Here is a 20,966-nt window from a genome sequence, read left to right as displayed (position 1 = left end):
CTAAGATTTGATAAACAACAAATCCAGAAACGCATTGCACCAATTCATCCCAATACAAAACCATGCGCAGATCCGTAAAATCATCCTTATCAATGGCACGGTTCTTTAGCTTGGCCCTTACGCTAAGCATTGTTTCGCCCAACAGTCTGTCAGCCCCGGCGCTGACCTTGCCCCAGGTGCTGAGCCTGCTCGAAACGCACAGTCCCGCGCTGGCCAGTGTCCAGGCGCGCCAGCAATTGGCCCAGGCCGCGCTGGTTACCGCCAAAGCCTACCCTAACCCGGAACTGGAGCTGGGCGGCGGCGCGGCGACCGGCATCGGCGAAGGCGCACTGAATGGCTCGAATGAACAAGTCTATATCGCCCAACCGCTGGACCTGCCGTTCGTCAGGGAAGCGCGGCGCAAGGTAGCCGAAGCCGGCATTGCCTCGGCCGACGAAGCTAGCCGCCACGTCTGGCTGACCGTGCGCGGCCAGGTCAAACTGGCGTTTTACGAAATCCTGCGCCGCCAGGCCGAATTGCAGATCAGCCGGGACAACGAGCACCTGTTGACGCAAATCCGCGACAAAATCAAATTGAAAACCGAAGTCGGCGAAGCGCCGCGCTATGAACAGGTCAAGTCCGAAGCCGAGGCATTGAACGCACTAAAACTGCGCGAGAGCGCGGAAACGCGAGTCGACGACGCTAAGTCGGCATTACGCGCGATGTTCGGCCAAGCCTTACCGCACCACTATGAAGCGGAAGGCGAACTGCCTGCACCGCCGTCGAACATTCCGCCGCTGGAACAACTGCGCGACGAAGTGCTGGGTAAGCAGCCGGTGCTGCAACAATATCGCGCCGAAGTCGACAAAGCCCGAGCCAAAGTCGGTTTCGAGGAAAAGCTGCGCTATCCGCAACCGACACTGAAAGCCGGCGCCGAGCGCGATCCCGGCCTTGAGCAATGGCGGGTCAATCTCGTGGTGCCGTTGCCGATATGGAACCAACGCCAAGGCCCGATAGGCGAAGCCGAGGCGGAACTGCGCCAGGCCGAGGCGTCGGCCAACCAGCAGGAGCTCACGGTGATCCGGGAACTGGAAAACGCCTACAACCGTTACCATATCGCCAATCGCCAAGTCGAAACTTTCGACTCCGGCCTGCTGAAACAAGCCGAAGCCGCGCTGAAAGTATCCGAAGCCGCCTATCGCCTCGGCGAGCGCGGCATCATCGATTATCTCGACGCCCAGCGCACCTATCGCAGCGTGCGCAACGACTACATCAACGCCCGTTTCGACCGTCAAGCCGCATTGATCGATATCGACCGTCTACGCGCCACCGACCTGGAGAACCTATGACCTTGCTTTACCCTTTGCTGTTAATGCTGCTGATCTCGCCGATAAGCAGCGCCGATAACGTCTTGCCAACGGTCAAAGCAACGCCGGTGCTGATGAAGCAAATCAAAGTCATCGCGATCGGCGAAGGCCAGGTGCACGATTCGCTACGCCTGCCGGCGCGGATCGATCTGGACCAGCAGCGCGTCGCCCGGATCGGCGCGACCGTGACCGGCCGCATTACAGAAACCCAGGCCATACTGGGCCAGGAAGTGAGCAAAGGCGAGCAACTGGCGACATTGAACAGCACCGAACTCGGATTGGCGCAATCGGCCTATTTAAAAACCAGCTCGCAAGTCAACTTGCGCCGGCTGGCGGTGGAACGGGCCAAACGCCTGTTGGCCAGCGACGTGATTGCGGCAGCCGAACTCCAGGAACGGGAAAGCGTACTGAACGAAGCCGAAGTGGATTTGCGCACCGCAACCGACCAGTTACGCGCGTTCGGCATGTCCGACCGCGACCTGGCGCGGCTGTCCAAAGACAAGAAAATCCAATCGCTGCTGCCTATCACCGCGACTATCGAAGGCACCATCGTCGAGCGCAACGTGACCGTCGGCCAAGTCGTGCAACCGGCCGACGCGCTGTTTACCGTCGCCGACCTGTCACATGTCTGGGTCGTCGCGGAAATACCGGAGCAACAGGCCAGCTGGGCGCACGAAGGCGACGAGGCGCTGTTCACGATTGCCGCGCTGCCCGGCGAGGAGTTGTCCGGCCGCCTGACCTATGTCGCCGACATGGTCGATCCGCAGACGCGCACGCTTACTGTGCGCATGGCATTGCCGAATCCGCAGCGCATCTTCAAGCCGAATATGCTGGCGACGCTGGTAATTCGCAAGCAAGGTTTGCAGGACCTGGTATTACCCGAATCGGCCGTGCTGCGCGTCAACGATAAAGACCATGTTTTCGTTGAAATAGGCCCGAACGAATTCCAGCTCAGGCCGGTGAAAACAGGCATCCGTTACGACGACGTGCGGCGCGTACTGGACGGCGTTAACAAGGGCGACAGGGTCGTTGTCGAAGGCGCATTCCATTTGAACAGCGAACGCCAACGCAAGGACCTGGAGTAAGCCGATGATCGAAGCGTTAATCCACCGCAGCCTGCACAACCGTATCGTAATGCTGGCTATCGTGCTGGGGTTGGCCGCCTTCGGCGTGCGCGCGCTGCAATCGCTGGCGGTGGATGCGTTTCCCGACGTCACCAACGTACAGGTGCAAGTCGCCACCGACGCGCCGGGACGCTCGCCGGAGGAAGTCGAGCGTTTCATCACTGTGCCGCTTGAAATCGGCATGACCGGCTTGCCCGGCCTGACCGAAATGCGCTCGCTGAACAAAAACGGCCTGTCGTTGATTACGTTGGTGTTTACCGACGACACCGACGTCTATTTCGCCCGGCAACTGGTCATGGAACGGCTGATGGAAGCCGGCCACAACATGCCCGAAGGCGTCGTTCCTATTCTAGGCCCGGTCTCGACCGGGCTGGGCGAAGTCTATCAATACACGCTGGAGCGCGACGACGACGGCCGGCGCGCGCTGACGCCGGATGAGCTGATGCGCCGCCGCGAGGCCCAGGATTGGGTTGTGCGCCCGTTGCTGCGCGGCATACCGGGCGTTGCCGAGATCAACTCGCAAGGCGGCTACAACAAGCAATACCAGGTACTGGTCAATCCGGACCGCATGCACCATTACCATATCGCGCTGAACGAGGTGTTCGACGCGCTGGCGCGCAACAACGCCAACAGCGGAGGCGGCGTGCTGCCGCATTACGCCGAACAATACCTGATCCGCGGCGTCGGCCTGATCCGCGACGTCAATGATATCGGCAATATCGTACTGAAGGAAGAAAACAGCGTGCCGGTGCATATCCACGACGTCTCCGAGGTCAAAATCGGCCACGAGGTGCGGGTCGGCGCGGTGATTAAAAACGGCTATACCGAATCGGTCGGCGGCATTGTGATGATGCTGCGCGGCGGCAACGCCAAGGAAGTGGTCAGCCGCATCAAGGAACGGGTGCAGGAAATCAACGATAAAAACATGCTGCCGGACGGACTTAAAATCGTGCCGTACTACGACCGTAGCGACCTGGTCGACGCCGCATTGCATACCGTCACTAAAGTGCTGATGGAAGGCATCGCGCTGGTCGTGGTGATTTTGCTGCTGTTCCTCGGCGATCTCCGTTCCAGCCTGATCGTCGTCTGCACCTTGCTGATCACGCCGCTGGCCACGTTCATCGTCATGAACCAACTGGGCCTGTCCGCGAACCTGATGTCGCTGGGCGGCTTGGCGATTGCGATCGGCTTGATCGTCGACGGCTCAGTCGTCGTCGTCGAAAATGCGTTCACGCTGCTAACCAAGCGCAGGGGCGGCACCACCAGCCGGGTCAAAATCGTCATGGCTGCGACCCAGGAAGTCGCGACGCCGGTGTTGTTCGGCGTAGGCATTATCATCCTGGTGTTCCTGCCGCTGATGACGCTGGAAGGCATGGAAGGCAAGATGTTTTCGCCGTTGGCTTATACGATTGCGATTGCGCTGCTGATTTCGCTGATTCTGTCGCTGACGCTGACGCCGGTGCTGTGCTCTTTCCTGCTGCAAGGCCACCAAGGCAAGGAACACGATACGCGCCTTATTGCGGCCATGAAAAAGCCCTACCTGAAACTGCTGGACCTGGCGCTGCACAACAGCAAAACCGTGGTTTTGCTGGCCGCGGCACTGTTTGCCGGCGCGTTGTTATTGCTGCCTTTCTTGGGCACCGCGTTCATCCCGGAAATGAAAGAAGGCTCTATCGTGCCCGGCATCAACCGGGTGCCTAACATATCGTTGCAGGAAAGCATCAAGATGGAAATGGACGCGATGCGCATGGTCATGGACGTGCCCGGCGTGTTGTCGGCGGTATCGGGGGTAGGCCGCGGCGAGAGCCCGGCCGACCCGCAAAGCCAAAACGAATCGACGCCGATCGTCAGCCTGAAACCGCGCGACCAATGGCCCGAAGGCTGGACCCAGGACCAGATCGCCGATGCGATACGCGATAAGCTCAACAAAAACCTGCCCGGTATCCAACTGGTGATGGCGCAGCCGATTTCCGACCGCGTCGACGAAATGCTGACCGGCGTGCGCTCGGACCTGGCGGTCAAAGTGTTCGGCGACGACCTGGAACGCCTGAAAACCGCCGCGAACAGCATCGCCCAGATCGCCGGCGGTATCCAAGGCTCCCGCGACATCCGCGTCGAACGGCTGACCGGCCAGCAATACTTGTCCATCACCGTCAACCGCGAAGCGATCGCCCGGCACGGCATCAACGCGGCCGCGATCCACGACGTCATTGAGACCGCGGTCGGCGGCAAAACCGCAACCGAAATCTACGAAGGCGAACGGCGTTTTTCGGCGATGGTGCGGTTGCCGGAAAACTTCCGCAACAGCATCGAAGCCATCGACGCGATTTTGCTGACCTCGGCCAACGGCGCGCGCGTGCCGCTGGGCGACCTGGCCGACATCCGCCTGCACGACGGACCGTCGCAAGTCAGCCGGGAAATGGGCAAGCGCCGCATTGTGATCGGGGTTAACGTCAGGGACAGGGACTTGGGTAGCTTTGTTGCCGAACTGAAAAAAGCCGTCGCCGGCCGGCTCAAACTGCCGGAAGGCTATTACCTGGAATGGGGCGGGCAATTCCAAAACATGGAACGCGCGTTGGGTCACCTGAAAGTCATCATCCCGATTACCGTCGGCGCGATTTTTTTCGTGCTGTTCATGCTGTTCAATTCGATACGTTATGCCGCGCTGATTATCCTGGTGCTGCCGTTCGCGTCGATAGGCGGCGTGGTATCGCTGTTCATTAGCGGCGAATACTTGTCGGTGCCTGCGTCGGTCGGCTTTATCGCATTGTGGGGCATTGCGGTGCTAAACGGCGTCGTGCTGGTATCCTATATTCGCAACTTGCGCGACAATGGATTGAGCCAGCTCCAGGCTATCCACCAGGGTTGCGCGCAACGTTTCAGGCCGGTGATGATGACCGCGACCGTCGCGCTGCTGGGTCTGGTGCCGTTCCTGTTCGCGACCGGACCCGGCTCGGAAGTGCAGCGACCGTTGGCGATCGTCGTCATCGGCGGCCTGATCACATCGACGCTGTTGACGCTAATCATGCTGCCGACGCTGTACCGCTGGTTCGAGGAGCGGCGCGAACCGGTTTGATTTGGTGAATAGGTTTCTAAACTGACGTGGATAATAGTCTTACAGTTTCGCCTGCTGCCCGGCTGATGACTTGCTGTAGTCGCTATGCAGCGTCGCGGCCAAAAGAGAGCTTCGATAAATTCGCTTAATCGCGAAGCCATTTTTGTACAGCAGGAAACGGTTCGACACCTAACTCCGCAGCCTTGTGGTTCGAATAAGCTATTCCGGCCTCTTCAATACCTGCAATGCCGAAATACACTCCTAACTGGAAATTGAGCAGCAGCGCTTGGGCCCCGCCTTTATAGCCTTTATTGTGGAACAACATTTCGGGATCGATGCCTAACGCAGTAACCGCAGCCCAAGACCAGGCAATCGCCTCGATTTCGTAAGAATTGCCGATTTGATCGATTTTACCGACATTGCCGGTGGCGCAATGCCGCAAGTGGCCGGGAATCATCGCGATATGCCCGGCTTCGTGGAGCAGGTCGCCGGGGTAAAGCAATTTCTGTTCGTCAACCAACAGTTTTCCTTGCTCGATATAAATGCCGGGAATAAATGTTTCTACGTCAAGCGGCGTTTCGACGATTTCAATGCCGATGCCCCGGATGAAGTCCACCATCGTTGCCGTTACCGGATTACAAAATGCCATACGTTTTTCCTAAAATGTTGAATAGTCGCAGCGGATAAGGGCGGCTAGCTTAAACGCTAGGCTTCGTAAACACCAGTTCCGGCTACCCGTTCGGACAGATTTATTTCGGCCTGCATGGCTATTTATCCTATAAAAAAACTTCAGTTTGAGCATTAATAGCCGATAAGCATGAAGTAAACGTTTATTTTTTTCTTCCGACAAAAGAAACTTAATATCTGTAATGCCAACGATTACTTTGATTAGGGGAACGTCAATGGAAATTAAATTAGAACAATCATCGTCAAGCTACACAGCCAACGTAGCCAAGACAAGCCAAAAGGTCGACGTGCCGGCCAATGCGCAGGCGTCGGAGCAAGCGCAGGCGAAAAAAGCCGGCAATATACATGACTCGGCTGCCGTAATAGCCAAAAAGCAATTGAATCAAAGCATCTTGCAAGCCTCCCTGGATGTCAGCGTAAGCGTCGGCGATCAACCGATGGCTTTGCTATATAAGACAGCAATTGAAGGTGTTAACAAGGCTTTAGAAGGACAGCTGGGCCCCGACGCCATCCAGCACGCTTATGACGACGGTCTCGACGTATCGCCGCAAGCCACTGCGGATCGTATTGTCCAGATGAGCACGGCCTTTTTCGGCAAGTATCAGGAAAACCACCCGGAATTAAGCACCGAGGAAGCTGTAGATTCATTCACAAAGATAATCAGCGGCGGTATCGATAAAGGCTTTAAAGAGGCTCGGGATATTCTGCAAGGTCTTAACGTATTAAAAGGCGACATTGCCGACAATATCGATAAAACTTACGACTTGGTGCAAAAAGGGCTGCAAGCTTTTGTGGATAGCTACAAAAAACCGGAACAGACGGGGACCGATAAATCGGCACCAACTGCGCAATAATGCTAAGTAAATATTAACTTTGACCAGAAATGGAATATGCCGCACAAACCGTTGAAATTTAATTGCGTCCTAGCTTTTGTAGCCGCCGGCATGCTGGCGGTGAGCCCTGTCTTCGCCGACAAGCATTCATCGGGCGGTCATGGTAAAGCCGATAAACATGAGAGGAGGGAAAATCAAAACCATGACAGGGATCATGATGATCGGCAGTTTGAGCAAAGGGACGAGCGCGATTATGGACAGAAACGCTATTTCGACGACCGGCATCGAGCCATCATCCGCGACTACTATGCGGAACAATTTAATAGCGGCCACTGTCCTCCCGGCCTCGCCAAAAAGCACAACGGCTGTATGCCGCCGGGGCAAGCAAAAAAATGGCAAATAGGCCGTCCGCTGCCGAGCGACGTAATTTACTACGATTTACCTTCAGCAATTCTTGCGCAGATGGGGCCGCCGATGCCGGGTTACCGTTATGCGCAAGTGGGGCCGGACGTTCTGTTAATCTCGATAGGAACGCGAATGGTTATGGACGCTATTAGGGGACTGACTGGGAATTAACCGGAAACGCCGGTTCTCGCTAACGCTCAAATAGACTTATTCCGGCCTATATGACTTTAATATATGAAGGCCCCTTATGGCGCGGCCCGCGAAAACTTGAAAAATACATTAAGTGAAACGGCCGCGTCCCGGTTCAGCATTTTGTCAGACCGATTTTTTCTCGCATTTATCGTAAACAAACTCAGGATCAAGATCAGCTCCGGATTCCCATTCAATGGTGTCAAAAGCAACTGAAACTTTCTCAAAAGATTTGTAATCTTTAATACGATTAAAAATGCCAAAATCCAGATATGGCTTCATATCTAATACGCCGCTTTCACCGTTGCTAAAAGTAATATCGAGCATGTAATCATCTTGAGGTACGACGGCTGTTACCGATGGATACATTGTATTTCCTCTTATTGTAGTGGTTGAATTTTGAACGGTTCTTTGCCATTCATGACTAAATTCCAATCATCCAGAAGTTCCTCTTGATGTATTCAGCCCATGCTAAAACAAGCTTTATTTGCTTTCCCGGCAAATTTCCTTCAATCATCTTACAAGTAATTATATCTACCGTAGCCGTATATTCAGCATAATAGACATGAAAGTGCGGCGGCGGATGTTCACCTGGAGCAAAGTACATACGAATAATGATTCCATAAAACATCGATATTGTAGGCAAAGCAGACTCCGGTTAAGCAAAGTATTTTCACTCAGATGTTGTAGAAATGTTAGGGACGGGGGGGCAAACCTCGTTCCGCTGGACGCTCGTTTGACGGAAGGGATAGATTACCAGCTCGATACGCACGAATTCGATCACCGACCCTGCGGGCAATAATTACTTCGAGTACATCTCTAGCAAGCATGAGACCGTAACCTAAGAAGAAGAGGACGATAAACATAGCGGTAACCAATGCAGCAGGACTACTGAGAATTAGCAGTTGTTGCACGAGCATCCAGACATAGAACACCATGAACATTAGAAATGCACTTACAAGGGTGGCGATAAACATTCCCTTCTTGCCAGGAGAGACATCAAGAACGCCTACGTCATTGATTTTCATATAGAAGAATGAGGCTCGCAGTTCGGAAAGAGAGAAGAACTTAGACTCGTACAGTGCCATTATTGCAAGTGCTACACGAGGAGGAGCAGCACGGCCAAAAACAGCGGAAAAGAGACTTTCGCGTTTTGCTGATTCGATGAATTCAGAAAGATCTGCGTGAGCCTCGCTTTCTACTATGAGATAAGAAAGATACTTGAATCGTCGCTTCCGAAGGTACTCATCATGAAACTCAAGTATAGCTCGTGTACCTTTATACAAAGCGGCGAAAACAGCGGTTACAGCAGCGCCAATTGCGGGGCCAGAATTCAGGATTTCGGTAAGAGTCATAAAATCTAACGTTTAAAATTGTTGGCCTATGCAGATTTTAGCTCAGACCGAGGATTTATTGGATGGACAAAGTTTACTCTGCCTTTCGTTATTGAACAGTCTATTGGGTTTGGTGTTGTTTTGCTCGGGACACTGCGGGTCATCTACCAGTATGCGCACCATGACATTGCTGTCTAAACTAATTATCGCAAGCCGCTTCGGCTATCGCTTCCTCCATTTGTGCCAACGAAACCGTTTTTGTCGCTTTCAGCAAGCCAAACACTGCACTAATATCATTCTCAACCGGCGTTATAGTAATAATATTATTTTCGCAACTGATTTTTACTTTTTGGCCAGCAGTAAGGTGTAAGGATTTTCGGATATTGGCAGGTATCGTGACTTGGCCTTTTGAAGTAATACTTGATGTTTGCATGATTTACTCCTGCAAATGCGGTGATTGAACAGCAACTTTAAGGACAATCTAACGCTCAACATTTCCAGTGTCAATTGAGCGATCAATGCGTTGCCGCCCAAACCGGCTGCAAAATATTTTGACAATGTCGCTCAAACGACTCGCCCAGCACCAGCCCAATATCCGCGACATTACCGTAAAGCCGCCTGAATTCGGGCTCGTAAGGTTGCTGGGCGGCTCTGGTCAATTGCTCGATTGCGGCATCCAGCGCGGACTTTGACGCCCGGCTGCTGGTTGTCAGCTTCTGGGCTTGCTTGATGTAGGCCAGGGCCGGATCGACAAAGAACGCATCGGGCTGTTTGCAACCCTGCCGGTAAATTTCTATCAATGCCGCCAGATGTTCCGCTTGGCAGTGTTCGGGCAACAAGCTTAAGTCTTCGTCGGTGCTCAACAAAAAGGTCGGCTGCATGTCGGCAAATGCTCCCCGCATCGCCGCGGCATTGACTTTAGCCATTTCCGCCAGGTCGGAAACGACGGTTTCAGAATTGGCGGTCGATTGCGCCTGGTTAATAATCAGATGGTGCAACAGCGCGCAGATAAAATCCCTGCCTTTAAGATCGGCGTAGCGGTAAAACAGGCTGCCGTATTGATAACGGTTGCCGAGTTTGCCGACCAAGCGGTAGCCGTTTACGGTCAGGTCTATCGGCAAATCGTCCAGGCGCGCGCCCAGATTCTTCGCTTTGATCCGTTCGACAAATTCATTAATCACATTTTGTTGCCGCTCAAACTCCAGCTCGCCCGGAATACCCGCCAACCAGCGCCCTTGCGCTTGCAACTTTTTTACCGACATCGGCTTGCCGTTTAACGCTTCATTTATCCATTCATGATAAATGTTGTAACCGTCCAGTGCGTCAATGCTGAACGGTTCGCGCTCTTCGGCAGCGGCCTCGATTCGGCTGAAGCGCAAATCCATTTGCCGCTGCATGAAATAACGTTGAGGATGGCGGAAAAAACTGAACAATTCGTTCAGTTCGATCACTTCCGTTGCCGCCGTATCGTCAGGAAGGCTACCTTGCCACCATAAGTTTGGTGCCGAATCGCTCCTGGCGGCCAGTGCCTTGGCGATTTCGCAGTCGGCTTCCGAGAAGCTGAACAAATGCGTTGCCCCATCAAAATAACGCCGGCTGAAAGGTTGCAGCGGGTGCCGGGTAATCAGCTCGCCGCAGGGTAAAACTTCCAGTAATTCGCTGATGACTACCGACGGCGGAATCGGTTCGTTATGGCTGATCGATTGGCCGATGTAAGTCATGATCAACTGCTGCCGGGCCGACAGCAGGATTTCCAGGAATTGGTAGCGGTCGTCGGCGCGATGCGAGCGGTCGCCTTTGCGAAAGTTAAGGCCCAGTAAGTCGAAGGTAGGGTGGCGGTCGATTTTGGGGAACTCGCCGTCATTCATGCCCAACAGCGCAATGACTTTGAACGGGATGGAGCGCATCGGCAACATCGAACAGAAAGTCAGCTGGCCGCGTAAAAAGCCGTTGGCCGACTTGCGCTCGGCAACCATGCCTTTCAACCAACTGATGATGACTTGCAATTCGACGTCGTCGTTATGCACGGAGGCCGATTCGTCGGACAGTTCCGCCAACAGTTCGTTAAGCTGCTGCCGTTCGGACGGTTCCGCCGCCGTCAATAATTGGTCGGCGTAATAATAAAGTTGCGCACTCCAGCTTCTTAGCGGTTTTGCTTGTTTGAGTTCCTTGCCGGCTTTAAACAGCAGTTGCATAAAATCGCATAAGCCGCCCAAGGCCAGCGCCGACGAGCCCTCAATATCCTTGTAAGGGAGCACGTCGGCATGCACGGAAGCCGCAGTCACGAAATATTCGTCGCTGCCTACCGCATAGCCCATCAGCAATCTGTCCAACGCCGCCTGCCAGGTATTCTCGCTCAGCGCAGGCAAGCCAAGCTCCTGTTTATGCTCCGCCGATTTGCCCCAGCGCACATGGGTGTCCTCCAGCCAATATTTGATCAATTCGAGGTCGGTCTCGGACAAGCCGAAGCCCGGATAGACGACCGGTTGTTCCAGCAAATCCAGCACGGCTTGGCGGCCGAAACGGCTTTGGCTTAACTCCAAAAAGCGTATGAAAGCGTCCAGCGCGCTGTTGCTCAAGCGCAGGCTGCGGTCGGCGATCGCATGTTGAATATCGTCAAAAACCGCCGCAATGAACGGCTCGTAGACCTGAATATCCGGCGCCATGACCACGATATCGCGCAGTTCCAATGTCGGATCGTTTTCCAGCGCTTGCAGAAGCTGGTTTTTTAGCACTTCGACTTCGCGCATCCTGGAATGGCAGGAATGGATGCCGATCGAATTATCTTGTCGTAGCGGCTTTGCGGTTCGGTTCAGCCGGTTGTTTAGAATATCGTTTTGCAAGCGTTGCAGATTAGTAAGGGCTTCGCTAAGTTCAAAGCTTTCCGGTTCAAAATCGAACTGCGCCTGCTCCAGTAGCATTTCCTGGAACTCGCGGCCTTGCTGGCCTAAAGTCGACAGTAACGGATGACCGCTGAAGTTTTCATCGTTAGCCCGTTGTCTCTTGGTAGCCAGATCGGCCCAAAAATCCTGCGCCGGATTCAGCAGGAAAAGATGCAGCTGGCAATGCCGGGACAGGCCTTGTAAATAGCTTAAAAACAACGGCGGCATCGTATTTAGCCCGAATACCGAAATCCGCTCCGGCAACTGCGCGCTGAATGCGCCTTCTTCCGCGTTATTCAATTTGGCTATCGCGTCCAGCCATAGCGAGCCGCGATGTTTGCTGCCGGTTTGCCCGGTTATTTGCAGCCACAGCGCTTGCTGCCATCTTTCCGTCGTTGATTGATACAGGAGCTGGCCTTTTTGCCACGTCTCCAGCATGTCCGGCCGCATCATTTGATATTGGTCGAAAATCTGCGTGAGCTGCTGGGCCAATTGATAACGTTTTAAGGCGATATTGTGGCCGGACAAGTATTGCATTAGCGGCGAAAACTTATCGCCGTCCAATTTACGGAGCAGCGCTTCAATCCGCCACAGCATCAAGTGACGATCGAAAGCCGCATCGCTTAAGCGGCTGTCGATGCTTTGCGCCAGCGAGCTGAAAAATTTGCCGGGAAACAAATACTCGTAGTTTCCCCAGACGTTAAATTGGCCGGCTAACTGCTGCGATAGCCAGCGCTCCATGCCTTGACTTTGAATCAGGAAAGCTTCTTTTGCAAAAGGCGACGACAGCGGCGAGTTTTCGATGACGGCGCTCAGATGCGCAACCAGGTTTTCTGTCTTATTGGAGCTGTGCAGGATGAACATGTGCGGTTTGATTTGTTATAAGTATTTTGAGATGCCGGCCGGGCAGGTTTTGTCCTGGAAACGTAGCGTTTGCCTTCCGGGAACGGCCGTTAGAGAACAAAACTTTCGGGACAACACTATCTGCGGTATTATCACACACCATTTACTTACCTATAACTAAAATCAGGATGACGTTATGACGCAAGACGAATTAAAACAACAAGTAGCTAAAGCCGCTTTGGAGCATGTTAAAGGCGTGTCCATCGTCGGTGTCGGCACCGGCTCCACGGTGAAACATTTCATCAATTATCTGGCCGATTTAAAGGACGATATCGAAGGCGCGGTTTCCAGTTCCGAAATGAGCACTGCGCAATTAAAGGAAGTCGGCATTCCGGTTCTTGATTTAAACGACGTAGGCACGCTGGATGTGTACGTGGACGGAGCGGACGAAGTCAATGCGCACAAATACATGATTAAAGGCGGCGGCGGCGCGTTGACTCGCGAGAAAATTATCGCGGCAGCCAGCAAGAAATTCGTCTGTATCGCCGACGAAACCAAACGCGTCGACGTGTTGGGTAAATTCCCTTTGCCGGTCGAAGTCATCCCAATGGCCAGAAGTTACGTTGCTAGGGAAATGGTTAAACTGGGCGGCCAGCCGGTATGGCGGGAAAACTTTATTACCGACAACCACAATGTGATTCTCGATGTGCATAACCTGGATATTACCGATCCGATCAAGCTGGAACAAATCATCAACAATATCACCGGCGTAGTGACTGTCGGTATTTTTGCGATGCGTGCCGCCGATGTGGTGTTAATCGGTAAAGGTGACGAAGTCGTTACGTATTAAATCGGCCGGTAAGCGGTTCAAACATACAAGCTTACTTATAGCCCGCCTGAAGCAGACACTTCAGGCGGGCTATTTTTTTGCTAATAAATTACACCGGTTTCCGGCGATTATTGTACCGTCGGTTTTTGTATATAAACGGCGGGGGCGGGACCGCTTTGATAAATCCCGGTTAATTTACGTTTAAACTCGTCTGAAATCAGCCTGGAATCCTGCTTGCTTTTAACAACGCGCGGGGTAATCAGCACCACCAGCTCAGTTCTATCCTTGTTTCGAATAGTTTGGCCGAATAACGGACCGATCACCGGTACATCGTGCAACAGCGGAATGCCGGATTGAATATCGCGATTATCTTCGGTAATCAAACCGCCTAACACGATCGTTTCGCCGTCGAGTACAGCCACTGAGCTTTCGATTTCTTTCTTGTTGATCGTAGCAGTCGAAGTAACGCCGTTCGTTTGCGGTACAACGTTGCTGACAATTTGCTTGATCTCCATGATCACCATGCCGTTCGCGTTGACTCTGGGTGTAACGTCCAAAGTAACACCGGTATCTTTATATTGAATCGAGCTTCCGACCGCTATGCTGGGGGTTGTTGCTCCGCCGGCAATCGGAACCGACGTAGTGCTGGTTTGTATCGGCACTTGGTCGCCGACGTTGATTTTCGCTTGCTGGTTGTTTAGCACCATCAACGACGGAGAGGAGATCACGTTGATATTATTTTTTGCGGCCTGCGCACTTAATAGCGCATTGACTACGCCTGAATTATAGATAGCGCTGAGTCCGCCCGTCGCAAAAGCCGTTCCTGTCGCTGTCGCAACTTGGCCAAGCGAAACGGCATTGTTACCGCTGCCGATGCTGCTGCCGCCATGATCCAAAAACCATTGTATGCCGTACTTCAAATCGTCTTTCAAATCGACCGAAACAATCTTCGCATCGATCAAAACCTGCAACGGCAATGCATCCAATTGCATGATGATCGGCAGGATGATTTCGTATTCGCGAGGCGAAGAAACAATCACCAGTGAATTATTGGCTTTGTCGGCAATGATTTTGACGTCTTCGACATTGGCTACCGTTTCCGAGCCTGTCGCACCGGAACCGCCGCTGCGGCGCGCCGTACGGTTTGTGGTTTTGGCCGTATCGGTCTTATTCTCACCCGGCTGTTTGTTCGTTGCTTCGGCGGCTTTTTTTCCCGGCGAAACTTTGGCCGATTTATCCGCAGGCTGCGCACCGGTAAAAATTTCATTCAACGTACCGGCCAATTCTTCGGCATCGGAATGTTGGACTTTATACACGTTGACCCCGCCGCCGGATTCGGTGTTGGCCTTATCGAGCCTGAATATCCAGCTTTCAATATCCTGCAGGTAGCGGGCTTGATGGGTAATCGCCAGAACCGAATTCAAGCGGTTGATCGGAATAAAACGGAAAAACTCAGATTCCTCCCCTTTCTCTTTTTTATCGAAAACTTCTTCGAGCTCTTTGATCAGCGTTTCCGGTTCAACGTGGGATAACGGGAACAAGCCGAAAGACCGCCCCTTTAATACATCGATATCGAAAGTCCTGACCATATCCGAGACGCGGGCCAATTCATCCGGCGTTCCCGACGCGACCAGGATGTTGCGCGTGCCGTCGACGGTCAGTATGGTTTTTTCCTGCACCAAAGGTTTAATCACTTTGACAATATCCTCAACCCCCACGTTCCTGACCGGAATCACTTTGGTCTGATAACCGGAGCCGCCGGCACTTCCGGGCGCGGAAAAGGTTGAACTGTACAGCGCTTCCGCAGCCGGCTCTATGTGATAAATTTTGCCGTCCTTAGCCAACACCGCATTGTTCATCCTCAAGACCATTTCCAGGGTAGGCAACAATTCGTCTTTGGTTAAAGCCTCGGTTGTCTGCAAAGTGACCTTGCCGGTTACCTTTGGACTGAGCACATAGTTCTGGCCGAGTATGTCGCTTAAGACCACCTTGGCCACTTCGCCAAGATCCGCATCGTCAAAATTAAGACTGTACGAACCTTCGCCCTTGGCTTTTTTATGCGGCGCCGCCTCCGGTACAAACTGGCTGGTGCTGGGAAATAATTCAGGCTTGCTTGGCTTGGCTTCAGTAGGCGCTTTGTTTTGCAGTTCTTTAAAAACCACGCCGGGTTGTTCGCTCTTCACAGGCTCCAACGGCAATTTATGGCTCAATTGCGGCCCGATCAACTCGCAACTTGACAGGGTCAGCCCCATGGCCACCAGGCAAGAAGCTTTTGTTATTTTTTTTACATTAGTCATTGATTACTCTCAGATGTGTCTGATTCAGGAATAGCGGCTGGAATAGGCGCAGGAGCCGGCGCCGGTGCCTGCGCGGGCGCCGGCTGTGGCGGCGTAAACGGCGTAAATGGCGATGGGGGAGCGGCGGGCGGCTGCTGTGGCGGCGGCAGTGCTTTTGATTTGGGTTTTCGCAGCGGCAGCTCTTTTTCGCCGCTGCCTCGTTTAAGTAGAGCCCTGTCCTTGTTTATTTCGACCAGTTTCCAGCCGTCAAGATCGTCCCCCAGGGTTATTTTGCGGTAATTATCTTTTGCGGCTTTTGATTTAGACCGGCTGAATAACGCCGACACGGTCTTTTTGGTACTGTAGACGCCGCTGAGCTCCCAATCGAAATTTTCCGGTTTAACGCCAACGGTTTGCACTGTCTCCTGATGCGGCTCCTCGACAGGCCGCCTGCCTTTAAGAAACAACGGCCTGTCAACCAGGTCAACATAACTTTCTTCAGGCTGTTTGGTTAAATCGATTTCCGGCAGCTCGTCCGCTTTATAGTCCTGCTGTTTTGCCGAGTTGATCGATGCCAGCAAACGATGCCGCATATAGCTTGCATATAACCATTCGCCGGCAATGACCAGACACAGACTAACCAGGATAGATACCAGCAATTTTATAAGTTTACTGTTCATTACGGCTGCTTTCTCATAAAACTGACCGCTTGAAAATTAATATCCAGTTCATTAGTCGCTTCGATCTGTCGCGTGGTTCTGCTCATGATGCCGCGCATCGGTCTTATTTCTATTTGGCTGATAATAATCAATGGTATCGATGTTTCTATTTTATACAGCACATTCCGCAGCACTTTGCTGTTGCCGGTCATCCTGACGCTGACGGTTATCCGGTTGAATTCATTTTTAGCGCTGACAGGAAGCGCCTGTGTGCTGCTCAACTGCCCGCCTGCCTCTACAATTGCTTTTTTAATAAATTCCTGAACTTCCGCAGAGGCCAGCGCGCCGGTACTTTGCCGGTTCAAAAGCCCGCGTTGTTGATACTGCTCCTTCATCGCGCTCATGCTTTGCATGACGGCGTCTTTTTTTGCCAGAATCCGCTCGTATTGCTGTAGCTTGAAAACAAGATTGTCTTTGGTTTCATGCAATTCCAGGCCTTTGCTGACCACGGGCACTATCACGGCCAGGCTGACGATCAGTATCACCACGGCCAACAAGGCGACTGCCAGCCAGCGCTGGATTTGCCAACTACCGGCTTTGCTCATTTAACGCCTCCCGACATCATCATGGACGGCTTATGCGCCGCGGATTTGCCGGAAGTCGGCGTAGCGTCCGGCAGCGGCTCAACTGACGGAGTCACATCGACGGTAACTTGGAAGCGCTCCTGTCCGCTGATTTTATCTTGGGTCACGGGCGAGATAAAACGGGCATTGGCGAACAATTTGGAATCTTCTAAAACGCCGAGCAATGCTGAAGCGGCGGGCGATTCGCCCTGGATTTGCAGATGTCCGTCCGAGTATTGAAGGTAGGACAGCCAAGTATTGTCTTTTATTAGCATGCTTAAGGTATTTAACATATCGACGATGGTTGGGGCCGCGTTCTTCTCCGCTATTAACAGACGCGTTTCATTGACGATCCCATCAATCTCCTGTTGCAAGGCCTTGACGCCTTTGGCGTCTTTTTCTATCGCGTCGATTTTTTCCTGCAAAATATCGACGGTCCGATGCTCAAACCAGACCGGCAACGCCAGCATTGTGCCCAGCAATAAACATATCGCCGCAATTAACCCGCTATAAATCAGCCGCGGCGCTTTTGCAGGTTTTTCCCTTAGATTTTCAGGCAGCAGGTTGTAAGCGTCATAGCGTTGCTGGAGATCGTTCGGCGTTGCCTCATAGTCGACAAATAACGGCGACATGCCCATTGATTTGACGTCTTCATATAATGCGTCAAGCGTTTCTCTTGGCGTTAACACCAGCATGACCCTGATCTGCCCAGGCTCGTGTTCTGCTTCCAGCGGCTTAACCGCGAAATAAACCTGCTCGGCCTTGAACGGCGTATAGCGGTCAAGCTCATAGGCAACAACCTGCGACAGGTTTTCTTTTACCGCGGACGGCAAAGCCAGCTCTTTTTGAATCGCTTCTTTACCGGTCAGCCTGAGGATTAAATTCGCCTTAGCCAAGCGCTCGTCCTTGGCCCGCAAGGCTTTATAGCGTTCCACGCCCGAAATATTGCGATCCAACGTTGCCAACGGTTCTTCCTGCCCATTAAGCAGGTACGACAGCGCTAAGCGATTGCCTTCGGGACGCACAATAATGAAGCCTTGCTTCTCATTAACCAACTGCCTGATTTTTTCAGGTACTAAAAAGTCAAGTTCGCGCAACCACCAGCGCCAGAACTTTTTAACGTCCAGGTCAATTGTTGAATTCAGGTTCGGCATACTGTCTCACTAACAACTCATCTTTCTCATCTACAAATAACGAACCGCCAATCGCGGCATTGCGTTGCCATTTCAAAACCTTAAACGGCGACGTTCCGGTCGAACTATCCGCCTTTCCTATCAGGGCATTAATGGTGGCGGTGGTGCCGTCATCCAATAATGCTTCGGCAATGACAGTCATCGCGCCTTGCTGTGCCGCCGCGCTACTGATAGGCGCGGCGGCGAAAGGGTTTGGGTTTGCGATGTTCCCGGTCTGCCCTGCCCCCAGGCCCAAACCGGAATTGGCGGCTCCCGGAATTGGCGGCGCCGGCAGACCGTTTATCGCGCTTTCGTGTCTGGCCGCGATATATTCCTCTATCATTCCTGTATCCATTCCCGGCAATACATATAAAACTTCTTTTGCGGCCTGGGCCGCATCAACCTTGGGCTGTTCCGAATTGACCGTGACCAGGTTCTCAAGCCATTTGAAAACTTGCTCATTCATGCCCAGCACCAGCTGTAATTCCTCAATCGATTGAAACGGCTTGTTGCGGGGCTGATAACTCAACCCGGCCTGCTTATATTCGGTTTTTTCGGCGCCATCGATCTGCACTAAGTCGTCCTCATCGCGCCAGTCGACAATCGCATTAGCCAGCTTCGTTTGTTGCTCCGCATCGGCTGGCGCATGAGACATCAACTGTTGCAACACAGTCGGGTCCGCCCGGTTTAAATCCACTTTGCCTGCTTCGGACAGGAGCCGGATACGGACTTTGGCATCCTGGTAGTCTATTTGGTAAATACTGCCGTCGGTACGCCAGCGTTGCAGTTGGTCGGGATGCATCGTCATCAGCTCCGCAATCGCAAGGCCTGACTCCGCGATCGCCAAAGCTTGGGCATTCTGACTGCTGCCGGCCACAATGCCCGCCTCGCGCCGCATACTGAGAGCAAAACTGCCGGCCATAATGGTCATCAGGCTCAGCACCCACAACACCAGGACCAGCGCAAAGCCGCCGGACCGGGTCAATTCGGTGCTCCGAATGGGGACGCGTTCAGTCCGCCTACAATTCCAGGGACTGCGGCCGTACCTGTGCCCGCCACTTTAAGTTCTATGATCATCTCCGGCCAGAAAACGCCATCGCTGGTATTGATGTTGATTTTGACCAATTTTGGCTGAATCTCTTTTTCCAGCCATTCGTCCTGCCAAGCGCTCTTGCTGCCGTCTTCGACAGTAGCGCCAAAATAAGACAGCTCGAAATCGCTGACATGCTTTAACAAAACCACCTCTTCGGTGTTCCATTCCTCGCCTTCGGCGAGCGGGAAAAACGGCGTCAAGGTCACTTTGACAACCTGGTCTTTACCTTCCCGCTCCGGCTGTATCGAGAACAACTGCATGCCCGCCCTGCCGGCGCTTGCCGGAAAAACCGAGACAAATTGCAGGGAGTCTCTTTTGCCTTGAAAAGAAAAGTTTTTGCCTTTGCTTTTTTCTATCGCCGCTCCGGCGGCAATCGTGCTATTGATTACCGGCTGGCCGGCAGCATCCATGCCGTTCTGGGCAAAATCGTTCGATACCGGCATAGCTGCCGATAAGTGCCGCTGAAAAAAGTTATAAACGACCGCAACTTCATTCACTTCGGCTATCTTGTTTTCCCCTTGCTCCCAACTTTGGGCGCAAATCTTTAGGCTGCTGAATAATAGCACCACCATAATGCTCAACAGCGTCATCGCGATCAGGACTTCGATCAGCGTGAAACCGTCCTGCCTCCTTGCACCATGCGGACTGAGCACTTCATGCTGTGAACTCGGTGCAGCGAGTGGAAAATAATCTTGTGCTTTTTGCCTTGTGCCTTTCGTCTTATTCTTGCAGTTCATAACATTTTGTTCGCCAATCTCAATGTTACCAACTCAACCTGCCTGCCATCGCTCTCGGCGCTATCGTCCCAGTTGACAACAACCTTAATCTTAAAAAGCGTTGCCGCGATGGTTGTCAGATCCACTTTGTCAGCCGTGAACTGGAACGGGCTAACGGACACGCGCCAATGGTATTTGTCATTTTCGGTTCCGGCCGTTTCGCCCGGCTGTAAAGGCGCTTCAACGGCTGTTCGGGCCATCAGGGATTCGGCGATTTGAACGGCCGCAGTATAGTCTTCGGCAACGCTCGCTGTGTTAACGCCGGCGGAAAATATCTTCAATAAAATCCCTAAGGACAGCGCCAGAATTGAGAACGCAATCAGTATTTCCAGCAATGAAAAGCCGTGCTGTTTATTCATTTTCAAGTTCGGGCTGGCCGGTCAGCCAGTTTATATCGATTTTCCAGGCCGTCTGTCCCCGCTCCAGCGTGACTCTTCCGCCGGTAGAGGAGCCGTCGGCAAAAAAACGGATATTCGCTTGGCCTTCTCCCGTTAATTCGTTTTGTGCAGTGACCACGGTAATATCGATATCTTCCGGAATTTCATAGATTTTGTCGCGGCCGCTGACCGTGTAGCTATTATTGCCGAGATCGATAGTCACCGTGGCTTCCTCGTGAGTCATTAATGCCTGGCCTCTGGCATAGCGTAGCGCCGACACAATATCCCTTGCGGCCGCCTTGATTTTTGTCGAGTCGCTGCCTGACGACAGGTTAAGGCCAATCGCGGAAAAACCCAGCACCACGACAAACAGCACGACGATCAATTCCAATAACGTGAAGCCGCGTTGGCGCAAGGGGCAAGGTTTAAGGTAAAAGGTACAAGGTACAAGGTACAAGGTGTA

General features: G+C 52.9%; 20 protein-coding genes. 6 read left to right on the top strand and 14 right to left on the bottom strand.

Annotation, left to right across the window (positions count from 1 at the left end):
* Positions 1-62 precede the first annotated feature (62 nt).
* From EKO24_RS19730 to EKO24_RS19720, 3 genes are read left to right on the top strand one after another with little or no spacing between them, the layout of a single operon-like run.
* Positions 63-1,328: a TolC family protein gene (locus EKO24_RS19730; protein WP_127028905.1), complete on the top strand. Its 1,266-nt coding sequence runs from the start codon at positions 63-65 to the stop codon at positions 1,326-1,328.
* Positions 1,325-2,431 (top strand): efflux RND transporter periplasmic adaptor subunit, encoded by a 1,107-nt coding sequence (locus EKO24_RS19725; RefSeq protein ID WP_127028904.1) that lies wholly within the window; start codon positions 1,325-1,327, stop codon positions 2,429-2,431. Before EKO24_RS19730 ends, EKO24_RS19725 begins: the two co-directional genes overlap by 4 nt.
* 4 nt (positions 2,432-2,435) lie before the next feature.
* A complete protein-coding gene (locus EKO24_RS19720; protein ID WP_127028903.1) occupies positions 2,436-5,546 on the top strand; it encodes an efflux RND transporter permease subunit in 3,111 nt (1,036 codons plus the stop codon).
* A gap of 124 nt (positions 5,547-5,670) precedes the next feature.
* Here EKO24_RS19720 and EKO24_RS19715 read toward each other — a convergent pair whose 3' ends face one another.
* A complete protein-coding gene (locus EKO24_RS19715) occupies positions 5,671-6,174 on the bottom strand; it encodes a hypothetical protein (protein WP_127028902.1) in 504 nt (167 codons plus the stop codon).
* Between the two features lie 253 nt (positions 6,175-6,427).
* Here EKO24_RS19715 and EKO24_RS19710 point away from each other — a divergent pair, with 253 nt between their 5' ends.
* Positions 6,428-7,066: a DUF5610 domain-containing protein gene (locus EKO24_RS19710; protein WP_127028901.1), complete on the top strand. Its 639-nt coding sequence runs from the start codon at positions 6,428-6,430 to the stop codon at positions 7,064-7,066.
* Between the two features lie 36 nt (positions 7,067-7,102).
* Positions 7,103-7,621 (top strand): hypothetical protein, encoded by a 519-nt coding sequence (locus EKO24_RS19705; RefSeq protein WP_127028900.1) that lies wholly within the window; start codon positions 7,103-7,105, stop codon positions 7,619-7,621.
* A gap of 144 nt (positions 7,622-7,765) precedes the next feature.
* On the opposite strand, the gene EKO24_RS19700 is transcribed toward EKO24_RS19705, so the two are convergent.
* The 5 genes from EKO24_RS19700 to recC form a co-directional block, all read right to left on the bottom strand.
* Complete coding sequence (locus EKO24_RS19700) at positions 7,766-8,008, bottom strand: DUF2442 domain-containing protein (RefSeq protein ID WP_127028899.1); 243 nt, start codon at positions 8,006-8,008, stop codon at positions 7,766-7,768.
* 55 nt (positions 8,009-8,063) lie between these two features.
* Complete coding sequence (locus EKO24_RS19695) at positions 8,064-8,246, bottom strand: DUF4160 domain-containing protein (RefSeq protein ID WP_241674719.1); 183 nt, start codon at positions 8,244-8,246, stop codon at positions 8,064-8,066.
* An 88-nt stretch (positions 8,247-8,334) separates the two neighbouring features.
* Complete coding sequence (locus EKO24_RS19690; protein WP_127028898.1) at positions 8,335-8,994, bottom strand: hypothetical protein; 660 nt, start codon at positions 8,992-8,994, stop codon at positions 8,335-8,337.
* 178 nt (positions 8,995-9,172) lie between these two features.
* Positions 9,173-9,406 carry an AbrB/MazE/SpoVT family DNA-binding domain-containing protein gene (locus EKO24_RS19685; RefSeq protein WP_127028897.1) on the bottom strand — a complete coding sequence of 78 codons (234 nt, stop codon included), beginning with the start codon at positions 9,404-9,406 and terminating at the stop codon, positions 9,173-9,175.
* Positions 9,407-9,488: 82 nt separating this feature from the next.
* A complete protein-coding gene (gene recC / locus EKO24_RS19680) occupies positions 9,489-12,719 on the bottom strand; it encodes an exodeoxyribonuclease V subunit gamma (protein ID WP_127028896.1) in 3,231 nt (1,076 codons plus the stop codon).
* 175 nt (positions 12,720-12,894) lie between these two features.
* On the opposite strand from recC, the gene rpiA reads away from it, so the two are divergent.
* Positions 12,895-13,548 carry a ribose-5-phosphate isomerase RpiA gene (gene rpiA, locus EKO24_RS19675; RefSeq protein ID WP_127028895.1) on the top strand — a complete coding sequence of 218 codons (654 nt, stop codon included), beginning with the start codon at positions 12,895-12,897 and terminating at the stop codon, positions 13,546-13,548.
* A 107-nt stretch (positions 13,549-13,655) separates the two neighbouring features.
* Here the strand turns inward: rpiA and gspD are convergent, their stop codons facing one another.
* Genes gspD through EKO24_RS19635 form a run of 8 tightly spaced genes read right to left on the bottom strand, consistent with a single transcriptional unit; the run spans position 13,656 to position 20,960 of the window.
* Entirely contained in the window at positions 13,656-15,824 is a 2,169-nt protein-coding gene (gspD, locus tag EKO24_RS19670; RefSeq protein ID WP_127028894.1) for a type II secretion system secretin GspD, read from the bottom strand.
* Entirely contained in the window at positions 15,821-16,483 is a 663-nt protein-coding gene (locus EKO24_RS19665; protein ID WP_127028893.1) for a hypothetical protein, read from the bottom strand. Before EKO24_RS19665 ends, gspD begins: the two co-directional genes overlap by 4 nt.
* The gene (gene gspM / locus EKO24_RS19660) at positions 16,483-17,067 is read right to left on the bottom strand and encodes a type II secretion system protein GspM (RefSeq protein ID WP_127028892.1); all 585 of its coding nucleotides are present in this window, start codon (positions 17,065-17,067) and stop codon (positions 16,483-16,485) included. The genes EKO24_RS19665 and gspM overlap by 1 nt, the downstream gene beginning before the upstream one ends.
* The gene (locus tag EKO24_RS19655; protein WP_127028891.1) at positions 17,064-18,239 is read right to left on the bottom strand and encodes a PilN domain-containing protein; all 1,176 of its coding nucleotides are present in this window, start codon (positions 18,237-18,239) and stop codon (positions 17,064-17,066) included. The genes gspM and EKO24_RS19655 overlap by 4 nt, the downstream gene beginning before the upstream one ends.
* Positions 18,214-19,242, bottom strand: coding sequence for a type II secretion system minor pseudopilin (locus tag EKO24_RS19650; protein ID WP_127028890.1), 1,029 nt, complete (start codon positions 19,240-19,242; stop codon positions 18,214-18,216). The genes EKO24_RS19655 and EKO24_RS19650 overlap by 26 nt, the downstream gene beginning before the upstream one ends.
* Positions 19,239-20,087 carry a prepilin-type N-terminal cleavage/methylation domain-containing protein gene (locus tag EKO24_RS19645; RefSeq protein ID WP_127028889.1) on the bottom strand — a complete coding sequence of 283 codons (849 nt, stop codon included), beginning with the start codon at positions 20,085-20,087 and terminating at the stop codon, positions 19,239-19,241. Before EKO24_RS19645 ends, EKO24_RS19650 begins: the two co-directional genes overlap by 4 nt.
* Complete coding sequence (locus EKO24_RS19640) at positions 20,084-20,485, bottom strand: type II secretion system protein (RefSeq protein ID WP_127028888.1); 402 nt, start codon at positions 20,483-20,485, stop codon at positions 20,084-20,086. Before EKO24_RS19640 ends, EKO24_RS19645 begins: the two co-directional genes overlap by 4 nt.
* Positions 20,478-20,960 (bottom strand): GspH/FimT family pseudopilin, encoded by a 483-nt coding sequence (locus tag EKO24_RS19635; RefSeq protein WP_241674718.1) that lies wholly within the window; start codon positions 20,958-20,960, stop codon positions 20,478-20,480. The genes EKO24_RS19640 and EKO24_RS19635 overlap by 8 nt, the downstream gene beginning before the upstream one ends.
* Positions 20,961-20,966: the final 6 nt, after the last annotated feature.

It is taken from the genome of Candidatus Methylobacter oryzae (assembly GCF_003994235.2).
Lineage (GTDB): Bacteria > Pseudomonadota > Gammaproteobacteria > Methylococcales > Methylomonadaceae > Methylobacter_A > Methylobacter_A oryzae.
This window is presented reverse-complemented; position numbering and strand designations above follow the sequence as displayed.